The 25642-nt window shown below is 36.6% G+C and carries 24 protein-coding genes and 1 pseudogene; 10 read left to right on the top strand and 15 right to left on the bottom strand.

What is annotated here, in order from left to right:
- The first annotated feature begins 146 nt into the window (after positions 1 to 146).
- Positions 147 to 650, top strand: a complete 504-nt coding sequence (locus tag AC0IXC_RS02540) for a kinase (protein ID WP_256485610.1) — start codon at positions 147 to 149, stop codon at positions 648 to 650.
- Between the two features lie 29 nt (positions 651 to 679).
- Here AC0IXC_RS02540 and AC0IXC_RS02535 read toward each other — a convergent pair whose 3' ends face one another.
- The 3 genes from AC0IXC_RS02535 to AC0IXC_RS02525 all read right to left on the bottom strand — a co-directional run bounded on the left by AC0IXC_RS02535 (position 680) and on the right by AC0IXC_RS02525 (position 3756).
- On the bottom strand, positions 680 to 1354 hold the full coding sequence (locus AC0IXC_RS02535; protein ID WP_471652547.1) for a hypothetical protein: 675 nt from the start codon (positions 1352 to 1354) through the stop codon (positions 680 to 682).
- A 503-nt stretch (positions 1355 to 1857) separates the two neighbouring features.
- Positions 1858 to 3048 carry an SH3 domain-containing protein gene (locus tag AC0IXC_RS02530; protein WP_471652546.1) on the bottom strand — a complete coding sequence of 397 codons (1191 nt, stop codon included), beginning with the start codon at positions 3046 to 3048 and terminating at the stop codon, positions 1858 to 1860.
- Between the two features lie 216 nt (positions 3049 to 3264).
- On the bottom strand, positions 3265 to 3756 hold the full coding sequence (locus tag AC0IXC_RS02525) for a nitroreductase (protein WP_137077490.1): 492 nt from the start codon (positions 3754 to 3756) through the stop codon (positions 3265 to 3267).
- Positions 3757 to 4016: 260 nt separating this feature from the next.
- On the opposite strand from AC0IXC_RS02525, the gene AC0IXC_RS02520 reads away from it, so the two are divergent.
- Together AC0IXC_RS02520 and AC0IXC_RS02515 are read left to right on the top strand one after the other, a co-directional pair.
- The gene (locus AC0IXC_RS02520; protein WP_033709223.1) at positions 4017 to 4397 is read left to right on the top strand and encodes a VOC family protein; all 381 of its coding nucleotides are present in this window, start codon (positions 4017 to 4019) and stop codon (positions 4395 to 4397) included.
- A 52-nt stretch (positions 4398 to 4449) separates the two neighbouring features.
- A complete protein-coding gene (locus tag AC0IXC_RS02515) occupies positions 4450 to 4935 on the top strand; it encodes a GNAT family N-acetyltransferase (RefSeq protein WP_098635669.1) in 486 nt (161 codons plus the stop codon).
- 99 nt (positions 4936 to 5034) lie between these two features.
- Here AC0IXC_RS02515 and AC0IXC_RS02510 read toward each other — a convergent pair whose 3' ends face one another.
- The 6 genes from AC0IXC_RS02510 to AC0IXC_RS02485 all read right to left on the bottom strand — a co-directional run bounded on the left by AC0IXC_RS02510 (position 5035) and on the right by AC0IXC_RS02485 (position 13552).
- A complete protein-coding gene (locus tag AC0IXC_RS02510; protein ID WP_341085732.1) occupies positions 5035 to 5580 on the bottom strand; it encodes an NADPH-dependent FMN reductase in 546 nt (181 codons plus the stop codon).
- Positions 5581 to 6135: 555 nt separating this feature from the next.
- Positions 6136 to 7572 (bottom strand): GntP family permease, encoded by a 1437-nt coding sequence (locus AC0IXC_RS02505; protein WP_471652545.1) that lies wholly within the window; start codon positions 7570 to 7572, stop codon positions 6136 to 6138.
- A 111-nt stretch (positions 7573 to 7683) separates the two neighbouring features.
- Positions 7684 to 8475, bottom strand: coding sequence for an enoyl-CoA hydratase (locus tag AC0IXC_RS02500; protein WP_002032823.1), 792 nt, complete (start codon positions 8473 to 8475; stop codon positions 7684 to 7686).
- Positions 8476 to 8540: 65 nt separating this feature from the next.
- Positions 8541 to 10145, bottom strand: a complete 1605-nt coding sequence (locus AC0IXC_RS02495; RefSeq protein WP_341085727.1) for an ATP-dependent acyl-CoA ligase — start codon at positions 10143 to 10145, stop codon at positions 8541 to 8543.
- A gap of 256 nt (positions 10146 to 10401) precedes the next feature.
- A complete protein-coding gene (locus AC0IXC_RS02490; RefSeq protein ID WP_471652544.1) occupies positions 10402 to 12141 on the bottom strand; it encodes a sigma 54-interacting transcriptional regulator in 1740 nt (579 codons plus the stop codon).
- 364 nt (positions 12142 to 12505) lie between these two features.
- Positions 12506 to 13552 (bottom strand): DUF2332 domain-containing protein, encoded by a 1047-nt coding sequence (locus tag AC0IXC_RS02485; protein WP_341085723.1) that lies wholly within the window; start codon positions 13550 to 13552, stop codon positions 12506 to 12508.
- A gap of 420 nt (positions 13553 to 13972) precedes the next feature.
- Here AC0IXC_RS02485 and AC0IXC_RS02480 point away from each other — a divergent pair, with 420 nt between their 5' ends.
- Positions 13973 to 15475 carry a malate:quinone oxidoreductase gene (locus AC0IXC_RS02480; RefSeq protein ID WP_088035417.1) on the top strand — a complete coding sequence of 501 codons (1503 nt, stop codon included), beginning with the start codon at positions 13973 to 13975 and terminating at the stop codon, positions 15473 to 15475.
- A 63-nt stretch (positions 15476 to 15538) separates the two neighbouring features.
- Here AC0IXC_RS02480 and AC0IXC_RS02475 read toward each other — a convergent pair.
- A pseudogene (locus tag AC0IXC_RS02475) lies at positions 15539 to 16066 on the bottom strand (substrate-binding domain-containing protein); the annotation flags it as partial.
- A gap of 90 nt (positions 16067 to 16156) precedes the next feature.
- On the opposite strand from AC0IXC_RS02475, the gene AC0IXC_RS02470 reads away from it, so the two are divergent.
- The 5 genes from AC0IXC_RS02470 to AC0IXC_RS02450 all read left to right on the top strand — a co-directional run bounded on the left by AC0IXC_RS02470 (position 16157) and on the right by AC0IXC_RS02450 (position 20655).
- The gene (locus tag AC0IXC_RS02470; protein ID WP_215588276.1) at positions 16157 to 17089 is read left to right on the top strand and encodes a sugar-binding transcriptional regulator; all 933 of its coding nucleotides are present in this window, start codon (positions 16157 to 16159) and stop codon (positions 17087 to 17089) included.
- Positions 17089 to 18651, top strand: coding sequence for an autoinducer-2 kinase (gene lsrK / locus AC0IXC_RS02465; RefSeq protein ID WP_471652543.1), 1563 nt, complete (start codon positions 17089 to 17091; stop codon positions 18649 to 18651). The genes AC0IXC_RS02470 and lsrK overlap by 1 nt, the downstream gene beginning before the upstream one ends.
- A 176-nt stretch (positions 18652 to 18827) precedes the next feature.
- Positions 18828 to 19190, top strand: a complete 363-nt coding sequence (locus AC0IXC_RS02460; RefSeq protein ID WP_471652542.1) for a cupin domain-containing protein — start codon at positions 18828 to 18830, stop codon at positions 19188 to 19190.
- 6 nt (positions 19191 to 19196) lie between these two features.
- Positions 19197 to 19979: a 3-hydroxy-5-phosphonooxypentane-2,4-dione thiolase gene (lsrF, locus tag AC0IXC_RS02455; RefSeq protein WP_002084866.1), complete on the top strand. Its 783-nt coding sequence runs from the start codon at positions 19197 to 19199 to the stop codon at positions 19977 to 19979.
- 73 nt (positions 19980 to 20052) lie between these two features.
- Entirely contained in the window at positions 20053 to 20655 is a 603-nt protein-coding gene (locus AC0IXC_RS02450; RefSeq protein ID WP_471652541.1) for a hypothetical protein, read from the top strand.
- Between the two features lie 138 nt (positions 20656 to 20793).
- Here AC0IXC_RS02450 and AC0IXC_RS02445 read toward each other — a convergent pair whose 3' ends face one another.
- The 5 genes from AC0IXC_RS02445 to AC0IXC_RS02425 form a co-directional block, all read right to left on the bottom strand.
- Entirely contained in the window at positions 20794 to 21213 is a 420-nt protein-coding gene (locus AC0IXC_RS02445; RefSeq protein WP_044438236.1) for a VOC family protein, read from the bottom strand.
- A gap of 217 nt (positions 21214 to 21430) precedes the next feature.
- Positions 21431 to 21853, bottom strand: a complete 423-nt coding sequence (locus AC0IXC_RS02440) for a VOC family protein (protein WP_002084855.1) — start codon at positions 21851 to 21853, stop codon at positions 21431 to 21433.
- 184 nt (positions 21854 to 22037) lie between these two features.
- Positions 22038 to 22364, bottom strand: a complete 327-nt coding sequence (hmoA, locus tag AC0IXC_RS02435) for a heme-degrading monooxygenase HmoA (protein ID WP_000469495.1) — start codon at positions 22362 to 22364, stop codon at positions 22038 to 22040.
- A gap of 97 nt (positions 22365 to 22461) precedes the next feature.
- Entirely contained in the window at positions 22462 to 23676 is a 1215-nt protein-coding gene (locus AC0IXC_RS02430; RefSeq protein WP_471652540.1) for an MFS transporter, read from the bottom strand.
- Positions 23677 to 23733: 57 nt separating this feature from the next.
- Positions 23734 to 24777 (bottom strand): ArsR/SmtB family transcription factor, encoded by a 1044-nt coding sequence (locus AC0IXC_RS02425; protein WP_471652539.1) that lies wholly within the window; start codon positions 24775 to 24777, stop codon positions 23734 to 23736.
- 351 nt (positions 24778 to 25128) lie between these two features.
- On the opposite strand from AC0IXC_RS02425, the gene AC0IXC_RS02420 reads away from it, so the two are divergent.
- Positions 25129 to 25620, top strand: a complete 492-nt coding sequence (locus AC0IXC_RS02420; protein ID WP_341085710.1) for a DinB family protein — start codon at positions 25129 to 25131, stop codon at positions 25618 to 25620.
- Positions 25621 to 25642 lie beyond the last annotated feature (22 nt).

Raw genomic sequence — 25642 nt, 5'->3', positions numbered from 1 at the left:
TTGCATAATCCCACAATAAGAAATTATTCTGTTCAACCTATACTGAGTATCATAAACTATTATTTAACTAACTAAAAGAATGTTTCCCATAATGAAGTTCTTTTGTAACAGGACCTAAAAAACTAAAACAATTTGGAGATGAGAATTTGAAATCAACATTAATTATTCTTCGAGGAAACTCCGCAAGTGGCAAAACAACAATCGCAAAGGAACTGCAAGAACATTTTGGCCAAGGGACACTACTAGTCTCTCAAGATGTCGTGCGCAGAGATATGCTAAAAGTTCACGATACAATGGGTAACTTATCTCATGATTTACTATTTGAAATTACGAAGTACGGAAAAGGAAAATGTGAATTTGTTATTTTAGAAGGAATACTAAACAGTCGTAGGTACAGTGAAATGTTAAGAGAATTAATACATTATTTCGAAGGAAACGCTTATACATATTATTTTGACTTATCACTTGAAGAAACGATTAGACGGCATAATACTAGAGAAAAACGACTTGAATTTGGAAAAGATTTATTGAGTAAATGGTATAACCCACACGATACAATTGAGGTTAATAGAGAGACTGTTTTTACAGATGATTTCACGCAAAGAGATATATTTCATGCGATTATTACTGATATTACGATACAAAAATAAGACTGACTCTTTTTGTCAGTCTTATTTTATTATGTTCCTTGTATTTCAGTTTTCATAACGGAACAATCTTTACATAAGTAATAATATATATTCATCTCACCGAACAGAAAATCAACTACTGAAATAAGTTCCCGTTCTTCAAGATCTTGTGTAATTGTAGCAACATATTTCATCTCTTTCGAACAAGTTGGACATCCTAAATCTTCTGGAACATCATCGTATAGGGGCGCTCCTAACAATCTACATACATATTCCGAACCGAATAAGTCAAAAGCTTCCCAGTAACTATCTTCATCAGTAGGTATATCTTCATTTTTCATATTCGTTAGCTTTACATTAGTTTTTGGAAGATTGACCGGTAGCTTATACTCAGCTTCCATAATCCACTCTTCCGTATTGTCTTGTTTTATTATTTGTACCGTTTTGCCCCCATTACTTAATTGAAAATATTGCGGCTCCCACACCATCGCACAATTCAAGCAAGAGATGAATGGTAATACAATCAATTCATCATTTTTAAGTTCAGCAAGTTTCTCATCTTTCAAATCAAAACAAAAAATTTGATGCATTTTCTCACCGCATAACTTACACAATGGTACTTCACAATCTTGACCACCGAAATAATGATTATATGAACCTTTCCCTTCCATTACTCTATACCCTTTCATTTCATTGCAATGTGCGCCATATAATTCTGTTGTCATATTCTATCCTCTTCTCGCTTATAAAGGTAATCCTCGATACTAATCTTTTAATAACTTTCGGTACATAAAACATTTTTTATTGTTGCTAATCATCATTTTTCTCATTCTTATCACCGTTATCTTTTTAGTATGAATACGATAATAAAATAATAACAATTTACAAGAAGACTGAGTTCTGTATCCATTCTGACACTATAGGGATTTGGAACGTTATAAACCCTAGTATAAGACTAAATAAAACAATTACTATTTTATGAATATTTTTCTCCTATTTATCTAATTGTATTTTAATAGTGATAGAAGAACAATATGGTTGTCAGAAATACAAATAAGGATTATATAATTCAATAGGGTTACTTTTACTGCTCACGGTACTCAGCAGCAAAATTAAGGTTTTATCCTTTTACATATCCTTCAAATTTTCCCAACGAATCACATTAAGGTAAAAAATAAAAGCCAGTCTCAATAAAGAGAACTGACTTCTATTTTGATAACTATAATTATTATAGAACTTTTACTTTAACAGTTTGTCTTCCCCAGTTCATAGCTTTACTTTTTGAACCCATTAAAACATCAATACGATTTCCTTTAATAGCACTACCAGTATCACCAGCAATAGCTTCTCCATAACCTTCTACCCATACTTTAGATCCTAATGGGATTACCTTCGGATCCACTGCGATAATTCTCATATTAGGATTTGCCGTTAAATCATGACCCATCGCAGTTAAAACGCGTCCACCATATGTACCATTTTCACTTGGATCAGCAGTATATGCTGTCGCTACTACCGTTAATTCACGTTTAGCAGACTGTGTGTTATTTTTAGATACTTCTTGTGTCTTTGTTGCTTCTTTTGCTTTCGCTTCTTCTTTCGCTTTTTCTATTTCTTGTGCTTTTGCTTCTTCCTTAGCTTTTGCTATTTCTTGTGCTTTTGCTTCTTCCTTAGCCTTTGCTATTTCTTGCGCTTTCGCTTCTTCTTTTTCTATTTCTGTTACTTTTGCTTCTTCTTTAGGCTTTACTATTTCTTCTGCTTTCGTTTCTTCCTTAACTTTTACTCTCTCTGTTACTTTCGCTTCTTCTTTAGGCTTTGCTATTTCTTTTACCTTCACTTCTTTCTGCTCTTTTGTTGTTTCTTTCGCTTTTGCTATTTCTTGTACTTTTACTTCTTTCTGCGTTTTTACTTCTTCCTTTGCTTTAACTGCTTTTTGTACTTTCGCTACTCGCTCCGTTTTCTCTTCAGCTTTCTTTTCAATTGGTGCTGTACTTGATAGGAAAGAAACATTTGCATAGGCTGTTTTTCCTTTATACTCAAATTGCAGCCATCCATCTTTTACTTGATGTGTTGATTCAATTACATCATCTTGTTTCAGTCTGCCAAGAATTTCTGATTCTGTGTTTGCTTCAGTACGTACATTTAATAGGTTTGCTGTTACATGATAAATATCTTTTGTATACTCCGAACTTACAAACAATTCTTTACCATTTAAATCAATTTTTGACCATCCTTCTTCAGTATGTATGACCTTTAACTTTTGTCCTTCTTTTACTTTTTCGACAACTTTTGATTCCGTAGTTGGCTTTTCACGTACGTTGAGTACATCCGCTGTTACGATAGTTTCTGCGATAGCAGATGTGGTAAAAGCCCCCAATCCAAGAACTGTTGCTGTTGCTGCGCCAATTATTTTTTTCATAATAGCCTCCATTACATTTTTTTGAATTCTATGAAATCCTTCCATAAAATTAGGGGGTTCCACAGAGTATCAAAACATTTGTAACAGTATATTAATACCACTTAATATACTGTTTTTAAAACTTCCTACTCCAATATTATCAAATTTTCATTTCTAATTCTATACATTATAAATCTACTTATCTTCTATAAACTCTTCATGACCTTCTACTTCACACTAGATAGTTGTCGCAATTCCAGCCAAAAATAAACTTACAATTGCTAAAAATGGCGTTCCAGCTATTGCACCTCTTAAGTGAAATTTATAGTCTTTATATCCTTTCATTCCCTCAGTACTAGGAATAACAGCAAATCTTGGAGTAATCCAGCAAAATATAAGCCAATCGATTATTAATAAATCTACTAAATTGAAAATCATTACAATCCCAAAAGTATGTAAATAGGCTTCAATATACAATAATTTCCCATGGTGATGTAGTATATATGTAGAAACTAAAGGCGTTCCGAAGAGAATAATATTGTAAATAATTCCGAAATAAAATGTTTGTTTTTTTTCATTTATCGATTTTGGCAATACTACTTTTTGAATATCTGTCGGATAATCATTTAACCAAAGGCGAGGATTATAATATGTAGACCCTAATATCATAATAGACAGTATAAAAGACATGGAAATACCGACAATCACCATTTGTTCAAATTGCCCCACAAATGTCCCTCCTTATTTGAAATTTTGACGTACGTAATTCACTTAATTAGACATTGTATGCATGTTATGACTTAAAAATTATCTAATACCATTAATAAAAATTTTCATTACAATCCGCTTTTTCCTAACGTCCATTCTTATTTCTTGCAATATGCATGCAAATTTAATAAAGTGAACATCTAATTAGTGTTGTTGAATTTCGCTAATTATTACAGAGTACATATTTTTTAATTTACATAAAGAATGGATTGGTGAAACGAATGAAAATCGAACATATAGCAATTTGGGTAAATGATTTAGAATTAATGCGTACTTTCTATACAAAGTACTTTAACGGCAAAGCAAACTCTTTATATCATAACGAAGCAAAGCAATTTGAATCTTATTTTATTACGTTCGAATCTGGAGCAAGGCTTGAACTTATGCGTAAAAAAGGTATAGAAAATGAGCCTAACCTTAATATTACTGGTTATGCACATATGGCATTCTCAGTTGAAAGTGAAGAACGTGTAAATGAACTAACAAAAACGTTAAAAGAAGCTGGTTCTCCTTTATTAAATGGACCACGTTTCACTGGAGATGGCTATTACGAAAGTGTAATTAGTGATCCGGAAGGCAATCAAATAGAGATCACTATTTAACTATCGTTTATCTTTTCTGAAGAACTAATAAAAATTCGTTTGGAGGAACCCTATGCATAAACTGCATTTCAAAAAATTTGAAGCAACAGATTTTAGTCCATATTTCCAGCTCGTATCAAATGAAAGAGTGATGGCACAAATTACAGAGCGTGCTATTCCGCTAGAAGAGGCACAAAACGACTATGAAAAATTGTTAAGGCGCAATGAAAAGCATAAACTGTTTGGGTCTTATAAAGTTTATGACAGTGCAACAAATGAATTTATCGGCCTTGGACATGTAACAGTGAATGAAGATAATGTAAAAGAAGCTGAAATTGGGTATATGATTTTGCCAGAGCACTGGGGAAAAAGATATGGTAGTGCAATTGCAAAGGAATTAATAAATATAGCGAAGCAGACAGATGTAAACGTACTAAAGGCAATTATCGATCCGAGCAATACCCCCTCTCGGAAGATTTTACTAAACGTTGGTTTTACATCTGAAAAAGTTTGCGAGATTGATGGATTACCTGGGGAGATTTTGAGTACATATATTTAAATATATAAAAAAGCAATGCTACATTTGAACTAGCCGTAGCATTGCTTTTATCTTTTATTATTATAAAAGTCCATTTTCACTTTAATACGAACTAAATCATTATTTCTTTATCTCGTCTACTACACTTTGAACTAAAGAGATAAGAGCTTTCTTTGTATCCTCATCTGTTATTTTTGCATCATCACTAAATTTAGTGCGCACAGATGGGATTAATAGCGAACCATTTTGAACGACAATTGTATCTAGCATACCTAGTGTAAGTAATAAAGATTCATGGGCTTTATCCCCTCCCGCAATTGATGGTGAAGCTGTTATAATAGCCACTGGCTTTTTATAAAGTTCCGCTGATGAAACAAGCCATTCTAAAGCATTCTTCAAAACTCCTGGAATACTTTTTGCATACTCTGGTGTACAAATAATAAGTGCATGTGCTTCACTTAATGTCTTTCGAAATTCTTCAACAACAACCGGTGCTCCAACTCGATCTACATCCGGATTAAAATGAGGTAGTTCCTCTATCCCATTATAAATAGTGTAATTTATACCTTCTGGAATAAATGCTGCTAAAGTTTTTAATATGTTTGTGTTGGATGATCCTTCCCTAATACTTCCTGAAATCGCTATGATTTTTTTGTGTATACTCATATGATCCCCTCCTACAAACATCATACTTATGCAGCCAGAGAAAAATCAAAAATATTGAACTATTTAACAAGCTGTACATTCATCAATTTTGTTTACATAATAATATTATGGTTTATTTTTAACCTTTTATAAAATTAGGTAAGGAAACTCCATATTTGTTATCCTATTTGAGAACGGACAAATCATGTTTGTAAATGGTTTTCACGACTATTATGAATGTTGGCCAGCTGGGGTCCAATGTGAGGATTTTCTTGTAGTTGCTGCACCTGTTATCAAAGGTGAAAAGTGGGTTATGACGCAATGGATGAGTAGAAGAGCATTGTTGTAACAAGTAAATTTACCGACTTTATCATTTTAACCGAGAAGCCCTCCTCCTCTAGACCAAGTGAAGGTTGGGATAGTTCAATTCCAATCTACAATTGAAGTTTTTTGTGAAATTCATTAAAAACATACAAACAGCCATCGTTTCATGGAATGATGGCTGTTTCTGTTTACCATTATACATAATCTTAACTTGGTGGCTGCGTTATTTATAACAGCCGATCAACCTTCCTACTATACAATAGAAAACATCATGTACACTCCAACAACGAAGAAAACGGCTAATGTCTTAATTATCGTAATACCAAAAATCCCTTTATAAGCTTCTCGGTGTGTTAATCCTGTAACTGCAAGTAAAGTTATAACTGCTCCGTTATGAGGGAGAGTATCCATACCTCCCGCTGCCATTGCAATTACACGATGCAGCACATCTAACGGAATATCAAAGTTCGCTGCCGCTTCAATATATTTATCTGCCATTAAACCTAATGTAATACTCATTCCACCCGAACCTGATCCCGTCAGACCGCACAAAATATTCGTCATGACCGCTCCGCTAATTAAAGGGTTTGAAAATGTACCTGTCAAAGAATTTTGAATCATGACAAATCCGGGTAAAGCTGCTATAACGGCACCAAATCCATACTCGGCTGCAGTGTTCATGGCAGCTAAGATTGAACCACTTACGCCCACGCTTGTAATAGATTGAAACTGTTCTTTTACCGCTTGGAAGTTTAATAATATAGCAGCAAGTATTCCGATAAGAAGTGCCATTTCCACTGACCAAATACCTACGACTTGTCCCATATCAATCGTTCCGTACTCCTTCAAACCTATAGATGCAAAATCAAATCCCTTTGTATACCAAACCGGGATGAATTCTGTAAAGACTTTATTCATCACTCCGACCAGTACAAGCGGAAGAAAAGCTACCCAATAACTAGCTGGAATAACATCGCTGGAAACAATAGGCGCTTGCACCAATTGTGCGCTAGTTGTGGCAGCCAGTTCAGAAGTGGCACCGCCTTTTCCGAAGTACCCCTCTCCCTTAGCAGCAGCCTTCTTCCTACACCTTTCCAAATACAGCATGCCACATATAAAGATAAACAGTGCTCCGATAATCCCTAATGTAGGAGCTGCATAAATATCTGTTTTAAAGAACGTAGTTGGAATAACATTTTGGATTTGAGGTGATCCAGGAAGTGAATCCATCGAAAACGTGAATGCACTGAATGCAATTGTCGCTGGAATGAGACGTTTCGGAATATCCGCCTCGCGAAATAATTGCGCCGCAAACGGATAAATCGCAAATACTGCGACAAATAAACTGACACCACTGTATGTAAGAATCGCTCCCATTAACACGATGGAAAGAATAGCTCTTTTCACGCCTATAAAATGGATGATAATTTTCGCGATTTTTTCTGCTATTCCAGTGATTTCTACCACTTTACCGAATATCGCTCCAAGCAAAAATACAGGAAAATATAATTTTATGAATCCGACCATCTTCGCCATAAAAACATTAGAAAAGAATGGTAAAACATTCGCCGGTTCCGTTAAAAATACAGCCAACAAAGCACATAACGGAGCGAATAAAATGACTGAGAATCCTCGGTAAGCTACAAATATAAGCAAGCCAAGCGATAGCAATACAATCAATAAATCCATAACCGCATTCCCCCTCAATAAAATAGATTCTCTTAAATTTACTTTACACCCTTTTATATTTATATATATTATTGCAACACCTGCCAGAGGCAGGCATTACTTTTTGTTATTTTATTTATGATGAAAAAGCGGTACCCTCTTTTCTATAAAAGCCTCCACTCCCTCTCTTACATCACTCGTTTGAAATACATGGCCGAAATTTTCAGCTTCTATTTTTAGCCCGTCCTCAAGAGAAGAAGATAATCCCTTATTGATAGATTGCTTCATCAAAGATAAAGCAGGAAGGGAAAATTGAGCCATCTTCGCGGCTAGTTCCTTCGCCTTATTCAGCGCTTCGCCACGCGGAACAACATGATTCACCAAACCAACTCGCCAAGCTACCTCGGCAGTGAACGGTTCACCAGTGAACATCATTTCTTTCGCACTTGCAGTTCCTATTAATCGAGGCAAACGTTGCGTGCCTCCCGCACCTGGAAACAATCCTAACTTCACCTCTGGAAGTCCGATTTGGGCATGTTCTTCTATAATCCGTAAATCACATGATAAGGCTAATTCACACCCGCCCCCAAGCGCTAATCCGTTAATAGCAGCGATTACAGGCTTCGACAATCTTTCTATTTTATTTAATGGATTTTGAAGCCACAATGATTTTCCCTCTGCATATTCATTCCCTTTCCCAATCCATTCCGGAAATGACTTGATGTCTCCTCCTGCAACGAAGGCCTTTTCTCCAGCGCCAGTTAGAAGTACAGCAATTACTTCATCATCCCGTTCGATTTCATCGACCACCACCGTCAGTTGCTCAACCACAGCACAGCTCAGTACATTCACAGGAGGATTATCAATGATAATCGTCGCGATTCCTTTTTCTTTCGCCCATGTAACAACCCGCTTATTTTCCAATGAAATCCCTTCTTTCCAATATGTAATGAGATAAAAAGCAAACTGTTTTACTACCCTTCAACACATCAACTCGTTCTTTTAATTACATAGCCGACCTGTTCGCGATCCCAAGCAGTACTGATTCCTTCCTCCTTCAGCTTGAACTTCTGAATCCGTTCCGTCGCGGTTTTTGGGAAAGTTTCACTGAACTGAACATATCGCGGCACCATGAAGTAAGCCATACGTTCTTGACACCAATCTATAATCTCTTCATGGGACATCGTTTCTCCTTTCTTTACAATCACATATAATTTGACATCCTCTTCTCCCACTTCCGATGGAACACCGATGGCCGCTGATTCAAGTACTTTCGGGTGATTATTCACGACTTTTTCGATTTCCCAAGAGGAGATGTTTTCTCCACGCCTCCGGATACACTGTTTGATTCGATCGCAAAAATATAAGTAACCTTCCTCATCTAGATAACCGCGATCTCCTGTATGGAACCATCCCTCATTCATCGCCTCCTCTGTTTTATCCCGCATTTTATAGTAGCCTTCCATGAATGCTTGTCCCTGTAAGGAACGTATAAAAATCTCTCCAATTTCACCAGTCCGCGCTTCATTTCCATCCTCATTGACAATCTTCGTCTCTACGTAAGAATAAGGCTTTCCAATAGAAGGCGGCTTATTGGCATTCAATGGATTCGTTACACAAAAACCCGTCGTTTCCGTTAATCCGTAACCTTCTACAATCTGGACGCCAAACCTCTCCTCAAACGGCTTCCAAAATTCCTTAGGCGTAGCAGCACAAGCCGTCACCCTTACAAAATTTTCATTATCGTTTTCCTTTTCTGGTTGCTTGCAGAGAATAGGAATCATAGATCCTAAAGAATTAAAAATGGTTGCGCCATGACCGCGAATTTCATCCCAAAATCCAGAAGCACTAAACCGCTTGCCAAGAGCAATTGTCGCATTGGAAGAAATAGCACCGAGTACTGTATGGGCCTGGGCGTTAATATGGAATAACGGCAGCGCTGTAAATAAAATATCTTTCGAACTTGCGCCAACCATATAGGTGGCAAATGACTGCGCAGAATTTACATAGGCAGAATGACTTAACATGACCCCTTTAGGTAATCCAGTCGTTCCAGAGGTATAAAGAATACTGTTAATAGAAGAGGAGGAAACAAATTCAGTTGGAAGGTGATGATTATTTGTATTCAGTACATCTTTCAATTCGATTACCAGCGGTTCTTTACCATCGTTCAAAATGATTGCGCTTTCATCATTTCCGTAAACGACAATTTGAATGTCCCTTTGTATAAATGGCAAACAAGAAGCAATTTGAGGAACAAATTCCTTATCAACGATAATCAGCTTGCAATCAGAGTGAGATAAAATATACTGCAAACCTTCCCCTTTTAAATGCACATTCAGAGGCACCGCAATTGCTCCTATAAAAGATAAAGCAAACCATACATCCAGATATTCAGGAGCGTTATGAAGCATAATACAAACCTTATCCCCTTTTTGAATACCGAGCTCACAAAATCCCGCTGCAGCTTTTGTAATTCGATGATAGAGCTCCTCATACGTAACTCTTTGTTCTTCAAATTGTAAATAGACCTTACTTGGTGTTTTTTCAATACTTTGCATAATAAAATGTGGCAAACTGTGATTTTCCAGCATTGAATTCCATCCCTTCTTGCTATAATCTTTTTTATTTATATAGCAAGAAACATGCCAAAAATCGACTCATTCTCTATTCCCTTATTCCTTCAGGGACATACCCCAAGTCTCCCTTACATGTCCACCTTCACATGTCGCATTTGCGCTACAAATGATTACGATCATGTCGCATCTATAAGAAAGTGTCGCAAAAAAGAGACAGTATGTATTACTGCAAACCAAACAAAAAAAGGGCCTGTTTGCCCTTTGCTTCCTTTCACTGAATTCCATATTTTTCTATTTTTCGATATAAGCTAGCCCGATGAATCCCTAAAAGCTTGGCTGCCTCTTTTATATTTCCAGCTGTCTTTTCCAAAGCCCTTGTAATCGCCCGTTTTTCAGCCGATTCCACTTCCTCCTGCAGTGAATAACTCATCTCATTCTTCTCTTGATCCACCGCAAATATTTCATGATATAACTCTTCTTCCAAATCTTTTTTCCGCAAATATACAGGAAGATGATGCACTTGAATAATCATTCCTTCTATAACATTCATCGCTCGTTCTAACACATTCTCTAGCTCCCTAATATTGCCTGGCCAATCATGCTCCATGAATATATTCCTTACTCTCTCATCCAATGAAAGAACGCTACTACCCAGCTCCCCATTCAATTTCCGAATTAAAAATTCCATTATATGTATCATATCTTCCTTTCTCTCTCGTAACGGAGGAATATCGATCGCAAACACATTCAACCTATAATATAAATCCTCCCTAAATTCCCCTCTTTGCACCATTTCACGAAGATTTCGATGTGTCGCCGCAATGAAACGGACATCAATCTTTTGAATTTTCGTACCACCAATTCTTTCAATCTCTTTCTCTTGCAACACACGCAGCAACTTCACCTGCATGTCCAAAGACATATCACCGATCTCATCTAAAAACAACGTTCCCTTATGGGCCAACTCAATCTTCCCAGGCTTACCACCTTTTTTCGCTCCTGTAAAAGCCCCCTCTTCGTATCCAAATAATTCAGCCTCCAAAAGATCCCTCGGAATCGCAGCACAATTCAAACGAATAAATGAACCCCTAGCACGCGGACTTGCACGATGTACCGCATGCGCAAAGAGCTCCTTCCCTGTACCGCTCTCTCCTCTTATCAAAACGGTAGACCGACTTTTAGAAACCTTCAAGGCCATCGTTTTAACTTCTTTCATTTTCGCACTCTCTCCTATAATACTTTGAAAGGACAACCTACCTTCTTGCAACCGCTGTAATTCAGTTTGATAGTAAGATAACTTTGATTCCATTGCACTAATCTGATCCCCCAAAGCTTTAAACTGCTGTATATCATGAAACATAATTTTACCAATCGCACCAATAACCTCACCGTCCTTAACAATAGGTATGCGAGTTGCGATAATATTCCGATTACTTATACGCTGGATATGCCCAATTTCCACCTGTCCCGTCTTCACGATAATATGCATCCTCGTATTCTCAACAACCTCCGTACAATGCTTACCTATCGCTTCCTTTGGATCATCAATCCCTAAAAATTGTGCATAAGAACCACTTAAAAAATTGACAATCCCTTGTTCATTTACCCCTAGAATACACTCCGACAGTAAATTCAAGGCATTTTCATACCGACTGATGATACTTTCCAAGGACTGTATACTTTTTTCCTTGTTTTCCAAAATGGCAATTGATCCATCTTCTTTCCCGCTCTGATATACACGGGATTCATTCATAATCAATACTTGGTTGCCCACCTTACACTCGTACTTGTACAAACTATCATTTTGATTCACTACTAGCTTTTTACGATCAGGAATAATCGTTGATATATGCTTACCTATTATTTCATTTTCTTTTTTATGTAACATGCTGCAGAATGGTTGGTTGCTGAATGTGATGATTCCATCATGACTTATGACAGCAATTCCGTTATTCATTACCTGAAGAGCCTGGCTTGTTAACTGCAAATTCATTCTTTCATCCATATGCATTTGGAAGCCCCCCCCTATCAAATTGTGCTCTTTCTCGCATGTATTATATATTCATTTTAAACATTTACTTTCCTTCGGCTCTTCCGTTTGAAGTAATAATTTCTTGAACCAGTAATATAGCTGATTAACCGGTAGGTTCTTTTTTGACACCTGTCAGGTTTTAATAATCCAATTTCTTTAAATCCTTGGATGTAAGAAGATGAATCTCATGGGCTATTTACAACTTGTAGGTGAGGAATATTTGACGCTTACCTTAGATACCTAATGAGTTTTATGAAAAGTAAAAAACAGTTGATGGAGTGTCTTCCATCAGCTATTTTAATTACGAATTTTGGTGATGAAACCCATAATTATTAGATTTACTTTAGCATAGCTTCTTATCCCCCAATCCCCAACTAAACCATCTCCCATGCCCTTCCGTTTCCCCAACAGTTTCACAATATTCGTTTCCGTTAATATAATAATCAATATGAAGGTCCCGGTCCCACATATTGTTATATAGGTGGAATACATCACGTTTTGCACCGATTTCTTTAATTTGTTTTTCTAGCGCATGTTTTACTTGCTTAGGTATTTGATTTGCGACGTGTGTATGGAAAATGCAGATAACAGCATCTTCACTTATTTGTTCAATAATAGATGGCAACAGCTCTACACCGTCTCCTTCTATTAATCGGACGGATTCATTTTTAACTAAAGATGCTGCTTGATCGAACAGTTCAAGTCTTTCTTTATGTTCTGGCCAAATTAGTGCACGTATCCATAAATAATCTTCCTCATTATGTAAATCATTCACATGTAAATCAAGCCCGATTCTTTCTACGACAGGTGGACTTTGTTTTAGAAAACGGGGCACATTCTCCCCTCTTATTTCAGAGGTTAAATGTACATTCGAATTTATATTTCCATATGTTTCATCTGTTCCGTACGAATAGCTATATTGGTCCCAGAACAGTTGTAATCCAGAACTTGTACCAATTTCAATTACCACTAACGGTTTATTCACTTTGTTAAATATGTAACAGAAACTTGGGTATAAGTATGCACATCGTCTTACTTCATTCGTTTGAACGAGTTTCGTTTGTAATAAAGTAATGATTTCTTCTCGGTACTCATTACAGAAATCTTTAAATTGTTCAAAAGCTTTATCTAAATTTGTTTTAGCATTTTCAACTAAGCTACTATAATACGTTTTTAAATGATGGTCTTTCCCTTTTAGCAATAAATAATGTACTGCACCTAATAATAAGTTTGGGATTGGTTGTCCTACTTGAGCGTAGGAAGATAGTGTAAGCACTTCCTCATCTTCAGAAATCTTCATTGATAAGTATTCGTATAAATCACTTGATCCTTTACATTCCTGGATTGAAAAATTTCGAAATAAGTTTGCGACTTGTTCTTTTGTAAGCATTGGTATCCCTCCTTGATTATTTTCAGAATAATCTTATCATTTATTTGTTATTTACTCTATTTTTTCAAATTAGATGTTACAAAAATAGAATTTTACTAGTTTTCAAAGATAAAACATAAAAATAGAAGTTTTTTTGAGATAACATCAAAATGGAATTCTTCTCCAAATTCCGCTTTACTACTATGCTTTTTACCCTTATGACAGAAGAATTCTATGAAATAAAACGTTAAATAGTTTAAAATTATCAGATAACACTAGATATTTTAGTCTATTAATTATTATAATAGACTATGAGATGGTTATATAATTGAGACAAAAAAGGTAAATACCTAGGTGGGGCCTAGGCGGTGTTTTCTTTTTACGGCTTAGATATAAAAACACCTACTCTTTTTTGCCAATATAGGGGATGGAGAGATTATCATGAGCAACATGCAGCAAAAAACAGACGTTATCTTAATTGGCGCAGGAATTATGAGCGCAACGTTAGGATCATTACTGAAAGAATTGGCACCTGAATGGGAAATTAAAGTATTTGAAAAACTCGCAAATGCCGGAGAAGAAAGTTCTAACGAATGGAATAATGCCGGTACAGGACATTCTGCGCTATGTGAGCTTAACTATACATCCGAAAAATCCGACGGATCTATAGATATTGGTAAAGCTGTAAAAGTTAATGAACAATTTCAACTTTCAAGACAATTCTGGGCGTATCTTGTAAAAAGAAATTTAATTCGTAATCCACAAGATTTTATTATGCCACTACCTCATATGAGTTTGGTACAAGGGGAAAAAAATGTAGAGTTTCTAAAAAAACGTTTTGAAGCGCTTTCAAAAAATGCTCTATTCCAAGGAATGGAATTTTCTGATGCACCTGACACATTAAAAAAATGGCTTCCACTCATTATGGAAGGTCGTAATTCTAATGAACCTATGGCTGCAACAAAAATTGATTCTGGAACAGATGTTAACTTTGGTGCGCTAACACGTATGTTATTTGATTACTTAAAAACTAAAAATGTGGAGCTTAACTACAAACATAGTGTCGAAAATATTAAACGTGCGAAGAACGGTTTGTGGGAAGTAAAAGTACATGATATGAATAGTGGTAAAATCGAACACCATACTGCAAAATTCGTCTTTATCGGCGGCGGTGGCGGTAGCCTACCTCTACTTCAAAAGACTGGTATTCCTGAGTCAAAACATATTGGAGGATTCCCAGTAAGTGGACTATTTATGGTATGTAAAAACCAAAAAATTGTAGAGCAGCATCATGCAAAAGTATACGGAAAAGCTAAAGTTGGTGCTCCGCCAATGTCTGTACCTCACCTTGATACAAGATATATAGACAACAAAAAAGCTTTACTGTTTGGACCATTTGCAGGCTTCTCACCTAAATTCTTAAAAACTGGCTCAAACCTTGATTTAATTGGTTCTGTAAAACCGAATAACGTCTTAACGATGTTAGCAGCCGGTGTAAAAGAAATGGGATTAACAAAATACTTAATCCAACAAGTTATGTTATCACATGAAAAGCGTATGGAAGAATTACGTGAGTTTATTCCGAACGCTAAAAGTGAAGATTGGGATACTGTCGTGGCTGGACAACGTGTGCAAGTAATTAAAGATACTGATGCAGGTGGGAAAGGAACACTTCAATTTGGTACAGAAGTTGTTAGTGCAAATGACGGATCAATCGCTGCGTTACTTGGCGCTTCTCCAGGTGCTTCTACTGCTGTTCACGTTATGCTTGAAGTATTAGAAAAATGCTTCCCAGAACGTATACTAGAATGGGAGCCAAAGATAAAAGAAATGGTCCCTTCTTACGGCGTGTCACTTACGGAAAATCCAAGACTGTTCCAAGAGCTTCACGCTTCAACAGGACGCACACTTGGGTTAAATGAAAAAGAAGCTGTTCACAATTAATGAATAGATTAAAAAAACAACATAATAAAAACGTCCGATATATTCGGACGTTTTTATTTTCTACTAGAAATTATACTTATCAATATTATCCTTCGTAAATACAACTCGTTCAGGTAATACGATAATACCATTTCCTTCTGCCTCATAGTCATACCCTTGAATAGAGTTCGGCTCTACTTTCACTTTTCCGATTCCTTTTACTTCAAAGCTATCCCCGACTTTTAACTTCTTCCCTTTTACAACAATTTCATTTGCAACATACGTTGCGAGGGCACCTTGTTGTTTTACATCCCATAATCCAAATTGTTGTACTGTTCCTCGTTTTACATAATCACGCATAACGTTCGGTGTCGAAAATCCCGTTACGACTACTTTCTTATCCATTTTCAAATTCTCAGCTGCTTGCGCCATTGCTGGTAGTGCTGTTGCATCTGGACATATTACTGCGTTAATATCTGGATACGTTTTTAAAATACTCTCCCCTACTGATAAAGATTTTTGCGCATTATTTTCACCATATTGCGTCGTTACAATTTCCCAATTCGGATATTTCTCTTTAATAATCTCTTGCGCCTTCGTTACCCACTGATTAAAGTTTCACTTTATCGCCTCAACTGGAATAAACAAAATAACGAGCACATATGTTTAAGCAGTGGTCAATTGTTGAAAGGGATGAAGAGCATGTCACAGCTGAACTTTGAAGACAATTTGTTAACAAAAGTAGCTTGGTACTATTATAAAGATCAATTAACCCAGCAAGAAATCGCTTCACTTCTTCACATTTCAAGAAATAAAGTCGTTCGGTTATTAGATAAAGCACGGACGGAAGGTGTCGTCACATTTCACATAAAAGGTACTGGTTTACACTGTTTAAGCATCGAACGTGACCTTATAAAAAAATTCCATCTAAAAGATGCTTTCGTTATTCCAACGCCAACTGAGAATTATGCATTTTCACTCGGAAAAGCTGCCGCACAATATTTAGAAACTCAATTGCAACAAGGTGATTTACTTGGGATTGGCTGGGGAGAGACGATAAGTAAAATGCTAGAAAACATTCATTTTGATAGCTCTATGAGTCTTTCAATCGTTACTCTTACAGGAGGCGTAAATCACTATATTCCAAGAAATCAAAGCTATTTAAACTACATGCAAGGCGATCTTCATATTATTCCTACCCCTTTTCTTACATCTACAAACGAAATGACACAAATTATTCTATCTGAACCGAGCGTGAAAGATATGCTTCACGTCGCTTCACTCGCTCATACAGCAGTAGTTGGCATTGGCAGCTTATCTCAAGACGCCACAATTGTGAAAGAAGAAAAATTAACACTACGTGAAATGACTTATATACGTAGTCAACACGGGGCTGGAGATATTTTAGGGCAATTTTATAATACTGACGGAAAACAATTAGAACTTCCCCATCATAACCGTCTTATCGGCACACCACTCTCTGTTCTTCAAAATATGAAACATGTCGTTGGTGTAGCTGGCGGTACGGAAAAGATAGCTGCAATTTACGGCGCCTTAAAAGGAAAGTTCATTCATACATTAATTACCGATGAAGAAACTGCCCTCTCCTTATTAAGAAAGGAAGGTGACTCTTAATGTCTACTCTATTAGCTTACGACGCTGGTACAGGGAGCATTCGAGCAGTTCTTTTTGATTTAAACGGTAATCAACTTGCTGTTAGTCAAAAAGAATGGATTCATAAATCAGATAGTCGTTACCTTGGTTCTATGAATTTTGATGTAACTGAAAACTGGCAGCTCGTTCAACAATGTACGAAAGAGGTTCTTCAAAAAAGTAATACGTCCTCCTCTTCTATTAAAGGTATTAGTGCAACGAGTATGCGTGAAGGCTTTGTTTTATACGATAAAAACGGGCAGGAAATATGGGCTTGTGCAAATGTTGATGGTCGCGCGTCAGCGGAAGTTAGTGAACTAAAACAAATTCGTTCCGAAATTGAAGAGGATTTATATAAAAAATCCGGTCAAACTTTTTCGTTAGGTGCTTTACCTCGCTTACTTTGGATAAAAAAGCATGAACCAGACGTGTACAGAAACATTCATTCTTTCACGATGTTAAACGATTGGATTTTATATAAATTGTGCGGCGTACTACAAATTGATCCTTCAAACGGATGTACGTCCGGTATATTCGATTTACAAAATAGAGCTTGGGATAACTGGGTTGCTGAGCAATGCGGTCTTACTCTAGCCTTTTCTCCAAAAGTAAATGAAGCTGGTACAGTTATCGGGAATATCACAAAACGAAGTGCTGAGTTAACAGGATTACATGAAGGAACACCGGTCGTTGCTGGCGGCGGAGATGCACAAATGGCATCGCTTGGAACTGGAGTTGTAAAACCTGAACAAACATTTATATGCGGGGGCAGTTTTTGGCAACAAGAAGTAAATATAACAAAACCAGAAACTGATCCAAATGCGGCACTTCGCGTAAATTGCCATGTCGCTCCTAACCTATGGCAATACGAAACAATCGCTTTCTTCCCTGGCCTTGTTATGAGGTGGTTTCGAGATGCCTTTTGCCATGAAGAAAAACGGCTCGCTGAAAAACTCGGTGTAGATGCTTATGAATTACTAGAAGAACAAGCAAAAGATGTTCCTATAGGCTCTCACGGTATAATCCCTATTTTTTCAAATGTAATGAATTATATTTCTTGGCGACATGCTGCACCATCCTTTTTAAATTTGAGCTTAGATGCTGATAAATGTGGGAAGAAAGAGATGTTTCGTGCAATTGAAGAGAATGCGGCCTTCGTTACACTTGGCAACTTGAAATTAATTGAAGCTCTCACTGGTAAATTCCCTTCTGAAGTAATCTTTGCTGGCGGTGCTGCTAAAGGAAAACTATGGCCACAAATTCTTTCAGACGTACTCGGAATTCCTGTGAAAGTACCAGTTGTAAAAGAAGCAGCAGCTTTAGGAACTGCAATTGCTGCTGGGGTTGGTGCTGGCATATATTCATCTATGGCAGAGACTGCCGAACAGTTTGTACAGTGGGAAAAAACATTTGAGCCAGTCACTGAAAATCATGAACTATATAAGGAATTCTATGAAACATGGAAAACTGTGTATAACAGTCAGCTCGCTTTAGCCGATAAAGGGCTCACCTCACATATGTGGATTGCACCCGGTGCTCTGTAACACATTACATAAAGTGAAACTTTAATCAATGGGGGTTTTGTTCCTCCCCCACTGATTATTAGTTGAACCAATCGGGCGTTTACGGGCAGTTGATCTCCCCCTAACTTCTTTGCTCCAGCCAAATTTTGAGATGGGAGTTTTACTGCCCGTTAACGCGGGATAAAGGAGTGAAATGTATGTTAAAAGCGAATGAAAATGATTTCTCCTATCGCTTCGGTGATAACGGGCCTAAATATTTAATACAAGGTCCAAATATCGATCTTGGCCTAGTCGTGATTCAGCCTGGGCAAGAGTTTCAAAATCACTATCATACAACGTGCGAAGAAGTCTTCTATGCGTTAGAAGGCGAAATAGATTTCTATGTGAATAACGAAAGAGTTCCAATCAAACAAGGTGATGTCTTGCAAGTTCGCCCTCATGAATCTCACTATCTTATTAACCATTCTGACAAACCTTTTAAAGCTGTTTTTATAAAATCACCACATTTACAAAATAAAGATACAGTGCAAACTGAAAATCCAACATTAACGAAGGAGTGATTCCTAATGACTTGGGGATTTAAAAATCGATTAAACACAATTTTACCTGATGGCAGAGCAGTTATGTTAGCAATAGATCACGGTTATTTTTTAGGACCAATTCACGGACTTGAACAACCGCTAGAAACAGTTAAAAACTTGCTGCCATATACAGACTCCCTCTTTTTAACACGAGGTGTACTCAGCTCCTGTATTCCTGAAAACTGCAGCACACCGATGGTTATGCGTGTATCAGGCGGGGCAACTGTAGTCGGCAAAGATTTAGCGAATGAAACAATTGTTACACCTGTGAAAGAAGCAGTAAAACAAAACGCAATTGGCGTCGGCGTTTCTGTCTTTGTTGGATCAGACTATGAAACACAAACTGTTTCAAATCTCGCAAACGTAGTATCTGAAGCTCACGATTACGGCCTGCCAGTACTCGGTATTACCGCCGTTGCGAAAGAACTACAAAAACGAGAAGCTCGCTTTCTAGCACTCGCCTCCCGCGTGTGTGTTGAAATGGGAGCTGACATTATTAAAACGTACTACTGCGAAGGATTCGAAAAAATTACGAGCACATGCCCTGCCCCAGTCGTAATCGCGGGCGGACCGAAACTAGATTCAATCGAAGACGCATTAAACATTACGTACAATGCGCTGCAAGAAGGCGCAATCGGAGTAGACATGGGCCGAAACATATGGCAATCCGAACATCCAGCTGCGATGATTCAAGCAATTCATGGCATTGTGAAAAATAGATTGAATGTGAAAGAGGCGCTGGAACTATATAATGATGTGAAAAATTAAGGGGGAAATGACAGACTATGTATTACAGTAGTCTGTCATTTTTTGTTAAACTAAAAGAAAAGGAGGAATGACGATGAATCGAATGCCTTTTGAACGCCCTACTGATCATTATGATGACCGCTTATCTTCTATTGATGAAAAAATTTGCTCTTTATTAAAAGAACGGAAAGAACTTTCGAATGGGAATCCGGGTTTCCCACCAGATGAAGCCATTTCTAATTGGGCAAAGCAGAACGGGTTATATCCCGATTATTTAAATTCATTATTCTCATCTATGATGGACGAAAATGAGTTTAAACCTCGCGTCGAACCGACTAAGTTTAAAAAACATATACCCGTTTTAAAAACTTATGAACATAAAGAAACTGTGTATACTGTAACCTTTATTCGTCAATATTCTAACGCTAGTGTAATTAATTTATATATGGAATGGGATCCAAAAAACAATACACTTAATGAGAATAATACACATAGCCTTGTTGAATTATCGATAAATGATACATACGATTGCTGGGCAGAAGGATGGACTGGAACAGATGGACATGTGAGCTACCAATTTGTAGTTTCCCCTGCTCTTCCTGATAATTTGTCTGGAATAAGCTTACGATTTAAAGAGAAAAGTATGCCATTTATGAAAGATCCAGATGTGCTTGAATTTGAAATTCGGTTAGATTAATAAAGTGAAACTTTAATCAGTGGGGATTTTGACTAAAAGATGCTTATTTTTTACTTTGGTGTTCCATTAAATAAGCGAATAAAATGATCAAGCCCCTTTCCAAACTGGATAAGGGGCTATATATACACCTTCAAAGAATTATTCTTGATGAGTGCCATTCAGTTTTGAGACTTTCTTACCATCTCTATAGTCAAGGCAAGATACTTCAATTAACAATCCATTAAACATTGTAAAATAAAAACCATAACTACTACCTCTCATTGAATACGGTTTCTTGTCTATTTCAATGCCACCAGCTACTAAACGATTATATGATTGATCAACTTCACTTGAAGTTTCCACTAGAAAACCAATATGAAAAGCTTCAGGATACATAACTTCCTTATTCCCCTTAAATGCTTTTGGATCACTTAGCACAAGTATAAATCCACTCTCATCACTCATTACTACAAGTGCCTTTCCCTTTTGCTCCAAAAATTGAAAATCAAAAAATGTTTCAAAGAAATGTCTAGCTTCTGATAAATCATCAACACATAGATTTAAATGATTCAACTTCATTCACTCATCTCCTTTTAAGCAGAGGGTATATATACTCATATTAATAACACTTAAATATTCAAGGGGAAAGCATTAGACTATTTTTAATAGTCTAATGCTTTCCCCTATAGTCTAGAACGTTTTTAAAATGCAACATTTGGAATACAATGAATGAAATTATATGAACAATTCGACACGGAATCTCGATTTACCGATAAAGGCTGTCAATCGTAGTAATCTACTTAATTCTTTGTGCAATTGGGTGATCATCCTTTAGTTGCAGTAGATCCCATAAATTCCCGTATAAGTCCTTAAATACTGCAACAATTCCGTATGATTGCTCTTTCGGTTCTCTCACAAATTCTATTCCTCTTGAAATCATTTCATTATAATCTCTCCAAAAATCGTCAGTATTTAAGAAAAGAAATACTCTACCGCCTGATTGGTTACCAATAAAGGGCTCTTGTTCAGGTTTAGATGCCCTGGCTAGTAATATTGTGGTGCCGACTGAACCTGGAGGAGATACCACTACCCACCGTTTGTTTTCTTCTGGCTGATAAATATCTTCAACTAATGTGAAATTTAGTTTCTTTGTATAAAATTCTATTGCCTCATCATAGTCTTTTACTACTAATGCGATATGAACTATCGATTGAACCATTATTGTTCCTCCTAATCTTACTCACTGATCGAGTTTATATTATAACATTTCTAGTTTTAACTTATCCGTTAATTATTCTTACATCACATGCGAATCATTCTCTTTATTCAATATAAATAACCATCTATCAGTAAGCAGATAGATGGTTATTTATTCGAAAGAATATAATTAAACAAATGTATTTTTACGACTGTTGATAAGCCGATTTCGATGATTTCACATAATAAACTCCGTGCTCAACCTTAATGATATGATCTGGTTTTGGCTTACCGCGGCCCGCTCTATGTCCAGCTAAGTGCTCTTCACTCGTTTCCCAGTTCTTCCATGCTTCTTCCGATTCCCAGCGAATCATAACTACAACTTCTTCATCTCCGCGTCTTACTTTTTTAACGAGAACACTTAAGTCGATGAATCCTTCAAATTTTTCAATAATGCCTTCTCCTGTGAAACGCTCTACAACTATATTAGATGTACCTTCTTTTACTGTAAATGTCTTCGTTTCGATAAACATATATTCCACTCCCTCTTTGTAATACGAATACTAGTATTCTTCTATTATAATTGATTATGATAATTGTTTTCAATTATAAAGTTTCAAATCTTTAGAATTATGCTGACTTCTCCTCAATTGCCTCATCTAAAAATTTGAAATACGGAACCAATATTCCTATTAAAGAAGTGACACATATAATCGAGCCAATGATAAAGTATAGTACTCTCACTCCCCACATTTCACTCAGTATTCCCCCTAATAACACACCTAATGGCATTGCCAATCGTATGAAAAATAATCGCACTGAAAATACTTTTCCTATCATATTACTTGGGACAGTTTGTTGGCATATCGTCGTGTTATGAACATTGAAAAATGCAATACATATACCAGCAATTACCTCGATTACAATCGCAATAATAATACTATTATTTAAACCTAGTGAAATGTAAGTAAGGCCCCCTACGAATAATCCTCCAAGCATAAGTAATCTACGGCTCCTATACTTCACTTTCCCAACTAATATGGAACCAACTACATAGCCAAGTGGGAATCCTGCCATAAAATAACCGTATTCAGCATACCCTGCCGATAGTTCATCTTTAATATAAGGAAGATTCGTAACCATCGTTACTCCTACTCCAAATTGAACGAATGTTAGAAAGATACCAAGCCAAACGATAACTGGTTTTGTGAAAAAATATGTAAAGCCGTGAAGAAACTCTTCTAGCCACGTTTTTCGAAGTTCTTGCTTTATCCTCTTTTCTGTAATGAAAAGTAATAATCCTCCACTTATTAATAGACAAACGCACACAAAAAATAATGTAAGCTTCATTCCAATAAAATGAATGACGATACCACCTAATACTGGCGCTAGAAACATCATAAGACGAGTCATTCCATCTATATACGCATTTGCATCTTGAAGCTGCTCTTTACTTACAATGCTCGGTGTAATCGCTTGACTGGCGGGTGTATACAGCGGCGTAATGAGCCCTACTATAATTTGAACAACGTAAATGTGCCATACTTCTACACTGTTAGTAACTAGCATTACTAAAGGCAGGAAGAAAACAGAGGCCCGCATCCATTGCGAAAAAATCATAATCCACTTTCTGCTCCATTTATCAATATATGGCCCGCTTATAAGTTGCAGTATGAGTGACGGGATAAAATATAGTAACCACATACTACTTAATGCTGTTTTTGATCCTGTTAATTCATAAACGAGAATTGAATTACATAACGTCCCGAAAGCCCCGCCTAATTCTGAAATTGCACTGCCAATCCACATAAAAAAGAATGAACGATTTTTCAATACACTATTCACTATAGCTCACCAACTTTTCTATTAAATTCCTCCCTTTATGTACATTCCCGTTGTATATTATCTATTCAAAAATGCATCTAATTCTTTCGCTAACGACTGTACTGCTTTCTTTCTCAATACATATTTTCCGTCATGAATATCTACTAACTTTGCTGAACGTAACAATTTCAAATGATGATGTACTGTCGATTTTCCAAGTTGTAATCTTTCCGTTAGTTCTTGCAATGTACGTTCTTTTTCAAACAACATTTTTACAATTCGTAATCTCGCTTCATCCCCGAGCGCCTTATGTTTATGAACTAAAAAATAACTCGGTTCATATGGATCTTCCGGATGTATACTTTCATTTGCGACCGGATAATGAAACACTTTCGTATCTTCAATATCAGCTTCTATGTTCCACGGTCTGTATGTAATTTGCGGGATAAGAAGTACGTGATGCACACTTGGCTCTGGCATATATGTAACGCCACCTGTAGCCCACTCGACAAACTCTTCCGGTTTCATCTTTTTATTCATTTCATTTTTCGCTTCATAATCTCGCTTTAATATAGAGAGCAGTTGCTCCTCTTCTTTCTTAATAACACCCTCATACCATCCTGTCATAACCGCGATTAAATGACCCTTTAGTTCTTGTACATCTGCATCACATATAAAGCCAATATAAGTAGAGAAAAACTGGTGATCATGTGCCAGTTCCTTTAATTCATGTATTGCAGTTACGTCTCCATTTGCTGCTAAACGTCTTTTTCCTTGATGCATTTCTCCTAAAAACGGTAAGCACACATATTTAAAATCTACTTCCGATAACGAATTGATATTGTGAACAAACTGAGATAAATCCGTAAAATCTCCATCATACAGTAACTGTAGCAACGCTTTCCACGTATTATGCTTCTCAACAAATTGTAAATGTTCTATCATTTCATGTGATAAAGATTGTCTTATTTCTTCCCATTCGCTTTGAGATTTTTCAAGCGTGTCGATTAACCTCTTATGAGTAATTGCCGCAATGCCAAGTGCGCATTCGAAAAGTATCGAATACTTCATTTGAACGTTGTATGTTTCCCTTTTTCTACTCGTCACGTGAAAGACTTCCATTTTATCCCCTCCTTATTTGCTATGTATTAAATTCTATATTCATCGAATTATACCTTCTAACTTTTTAGAATTTTAAAACTCTCTGAAACTTTATATTGCTACAAGTTTTTAAATTTAAGCTGCAGTTAATTTTCTTGTTCAACTATGAGGCAGGTTTATTGAAGAGAAAGGAGAATTTATTACGTTTATAAAAATGATTTGGAAAGCATAAGTTTATTTCTGCAATTACTACAACGGCGCCGTATTGTTCTTTTAAAAACTTCCAAACATCAATCAGATGATAAGTAGGTACGTTTCTAATTTCTCTAACACTTGTTGTTGGTCTATCTCATAGTTAAGGAGGCTATACGAATGAGTAAAAAAGAAATATTACAAAATGGAGTCAAGCAAGTTTTTTACGAAGAAGAATGGTACCCACCGATATCAGAAGCGTTAAAGAATCTTACTGCTGCACAAGCATGTTGGTACCCAGAAGGAACGGCCAGTAATACGATTTGGGAAAATGCAAACCATTTACTAATCTTTAAAGAGCGCTTACTTTCCCGCTTACATCAGGATGACACATTTGTTGCTCCACAAAATAATGATGACACTTTTGTCCAAGGTGGACCTAATGATGATGGTGCTTGGCAACAAACAGTGAAGCGAACGCTCCAAGTACATGATGCCTTACAATCTTCATTAACATCCCTTCAAGAAGCAGAACTGGATCAACCAAGTCCGTCTCTACCAGTTTGGCAACAATATATGAATATCCTATTGCACGATGCATATCATACAGGTCAAATTATACAACTTCGTAAACTCCAAGGTTCATGGCCATCTCATCGTTCATATTTATAAGCAACGATTAAAGATGATAGAT

The organism is Bacillus sp. AC266 (assembly GCF_979253805.1).
The sequence above is the reverse complement of the archived record's forward strand: the minus strand, read 5'-3'. Positions and strand labels throughout refer to the sequence as shown.

What these genes read in the sequence shown, in the direction of transcription:
- AC0IXC_RS02535 (WP_471652547.1), bottom strand. Translation starts at nt 1,354, where the DNA reads ATGACAACAGAATTATATGGCGCACATTGCAATGAAATGAAAGGGTAT.
- AC0IXC_RS02530 (WP_471652546.1), bottom strand. Translation starts at nt 3,048, where the DNA reads ATGAAAAAAATAATTGGCGCAGCAACAGCAACAGTTCTTGGATTGGGG.
- AC0IXC_RS02520 (WP_033709223.1), top strand. Translation starts at nt 4,017, where the DNA reads ATGAAAATCGAACATATAGCAATTTGGGTAAATGATTTAGAATTAATG.
- AC0IXC_RS02515 (WP_098635669.1), top strand. Translation starts at nt 4,450, where the DNA reads ATGCATAAACTGCATTTCAAAAAATTTGAAGCAACAGATTTTAGTCCA.
- AC0IXC_RS02510 (WP_341085732.1), bottom strand. Translation starts at nt 5,580, where the DNA reads ATGAGTATACACAAAAAAATCATAGCGATTTCAGGAAGTATTAGGGAA.
- AC0IXC_RS02505 (WP_471652545.1), bottom strand. Translation starts at nt 7,572, where the DNA reads ATGGATTTATTGATTGTATTGCTATCGCTTGGCTTGCTTATATTTGTA.
- AC0IXC_RS02495 (WP_341085727.1), bottom strand. Translation starts at nt 10,145, where the DNA reads ATGCTGGAAAATCACAGTTTGCCACATTTTATTATGCAAAGTATTGAA.
- AC0IXC_RS02490 (WP_471652544.1), bottom strand. Translation starts at nt 12,141, where the DNA reads ATGCATATGGATGAAAGAATGAATTTGCAGTTAACAAGCCAGGCTCTT.
- AC0IXC_RS02485 (WP_341085723.1), bottom strand. Translation starts at nt 13,552, where the DNA reads ATGCTTACAAAAGAACAAGTCGCAAACTTATTTCGAAATTTTTCAATC.
- AC0IXC_RS02480 (WP_088035417.1), top strand. Translation starts at nt 13,973, where the DNA reads ATGAGCAACATGCAGCAAAAAACAGACGTTATCTTAATTGGCGCAGGA.
- AC0IXC_RS02470 (WP_215588276.1), top strand. Translation starts at nt 16,157, where the DNA reads ATGTCACAGCTGAACTTTGAAGACAATTTGTTAACAAAAGTAGCTTGG.
- lsrK (WP_471652543.1), top strand. Translation starts at nt 17,089, where the DNA reads ATGTCTACTCTATTAGCTTACGACGCTGGTACAGGGAGCATTCGAGCA.
- AC0IXC_RS02460 (WP_471652542.1), top strand. Translation starts at nt 18,828, where the DNA reads ATGTTAAAAGCGAATGAAAATGATTTCTCCTATCGCTTCGGTGATAAC.
- lsrF (WP_002084866.1), top strand. Translation starts at nt 19,197, where the DNA reads ATGACTTGGGGATTTAAAAATCGATTAAACACAATTTTACCTGATGGC.
- AC0IXC_RS02450 (WP_471652541.1), top strand. Translation starts at nt 20,053, where the DNA reads ATGAATCGAATGCCTTTTGAACGCCCTACTGATCATTATGATGACCGC.
- AC0IXC_RS02445 (WP_044438236.1), bottom strand. Translation starts at nt 21,213, where the DNA reads ATGAAGTTGAATCATTTAAATCTATGTGTTGATGATTTATCAGAAGCT.
- AC0IXC_RS02440 (WP_002084855.1), bottom strand. Translation starts at nt 21,853, where the DNA reads ATGGTTCAATCGATAGTTCATATCGCATTAGTAGTAAAAGACTATGAT.
- hmoA (WP_000469495.1), bottom strand. Translation starts at nt 22,364, where the DNA reads ATGTTTATCGAAACGAAGACATTTACAGTAAAAGAAGGTACATCTAAT.
- AC0IXC_RS02425 (WP_471652539.1), bottom strand. Translation starts at nt 24,777, where the DNA reads ATGGAAGTCTTTCACGTGACGAGTAGAAAAAGGGAAACATACAACGTT.
- AC0IXC_RS02420 (WP_341085710.1), top strand. Translation starts at nt 25,129, where the DNA reads ATGAGTAAAAAAGAAATATTACAAAATGGAGTCAAGCAAGTTTTTTAC.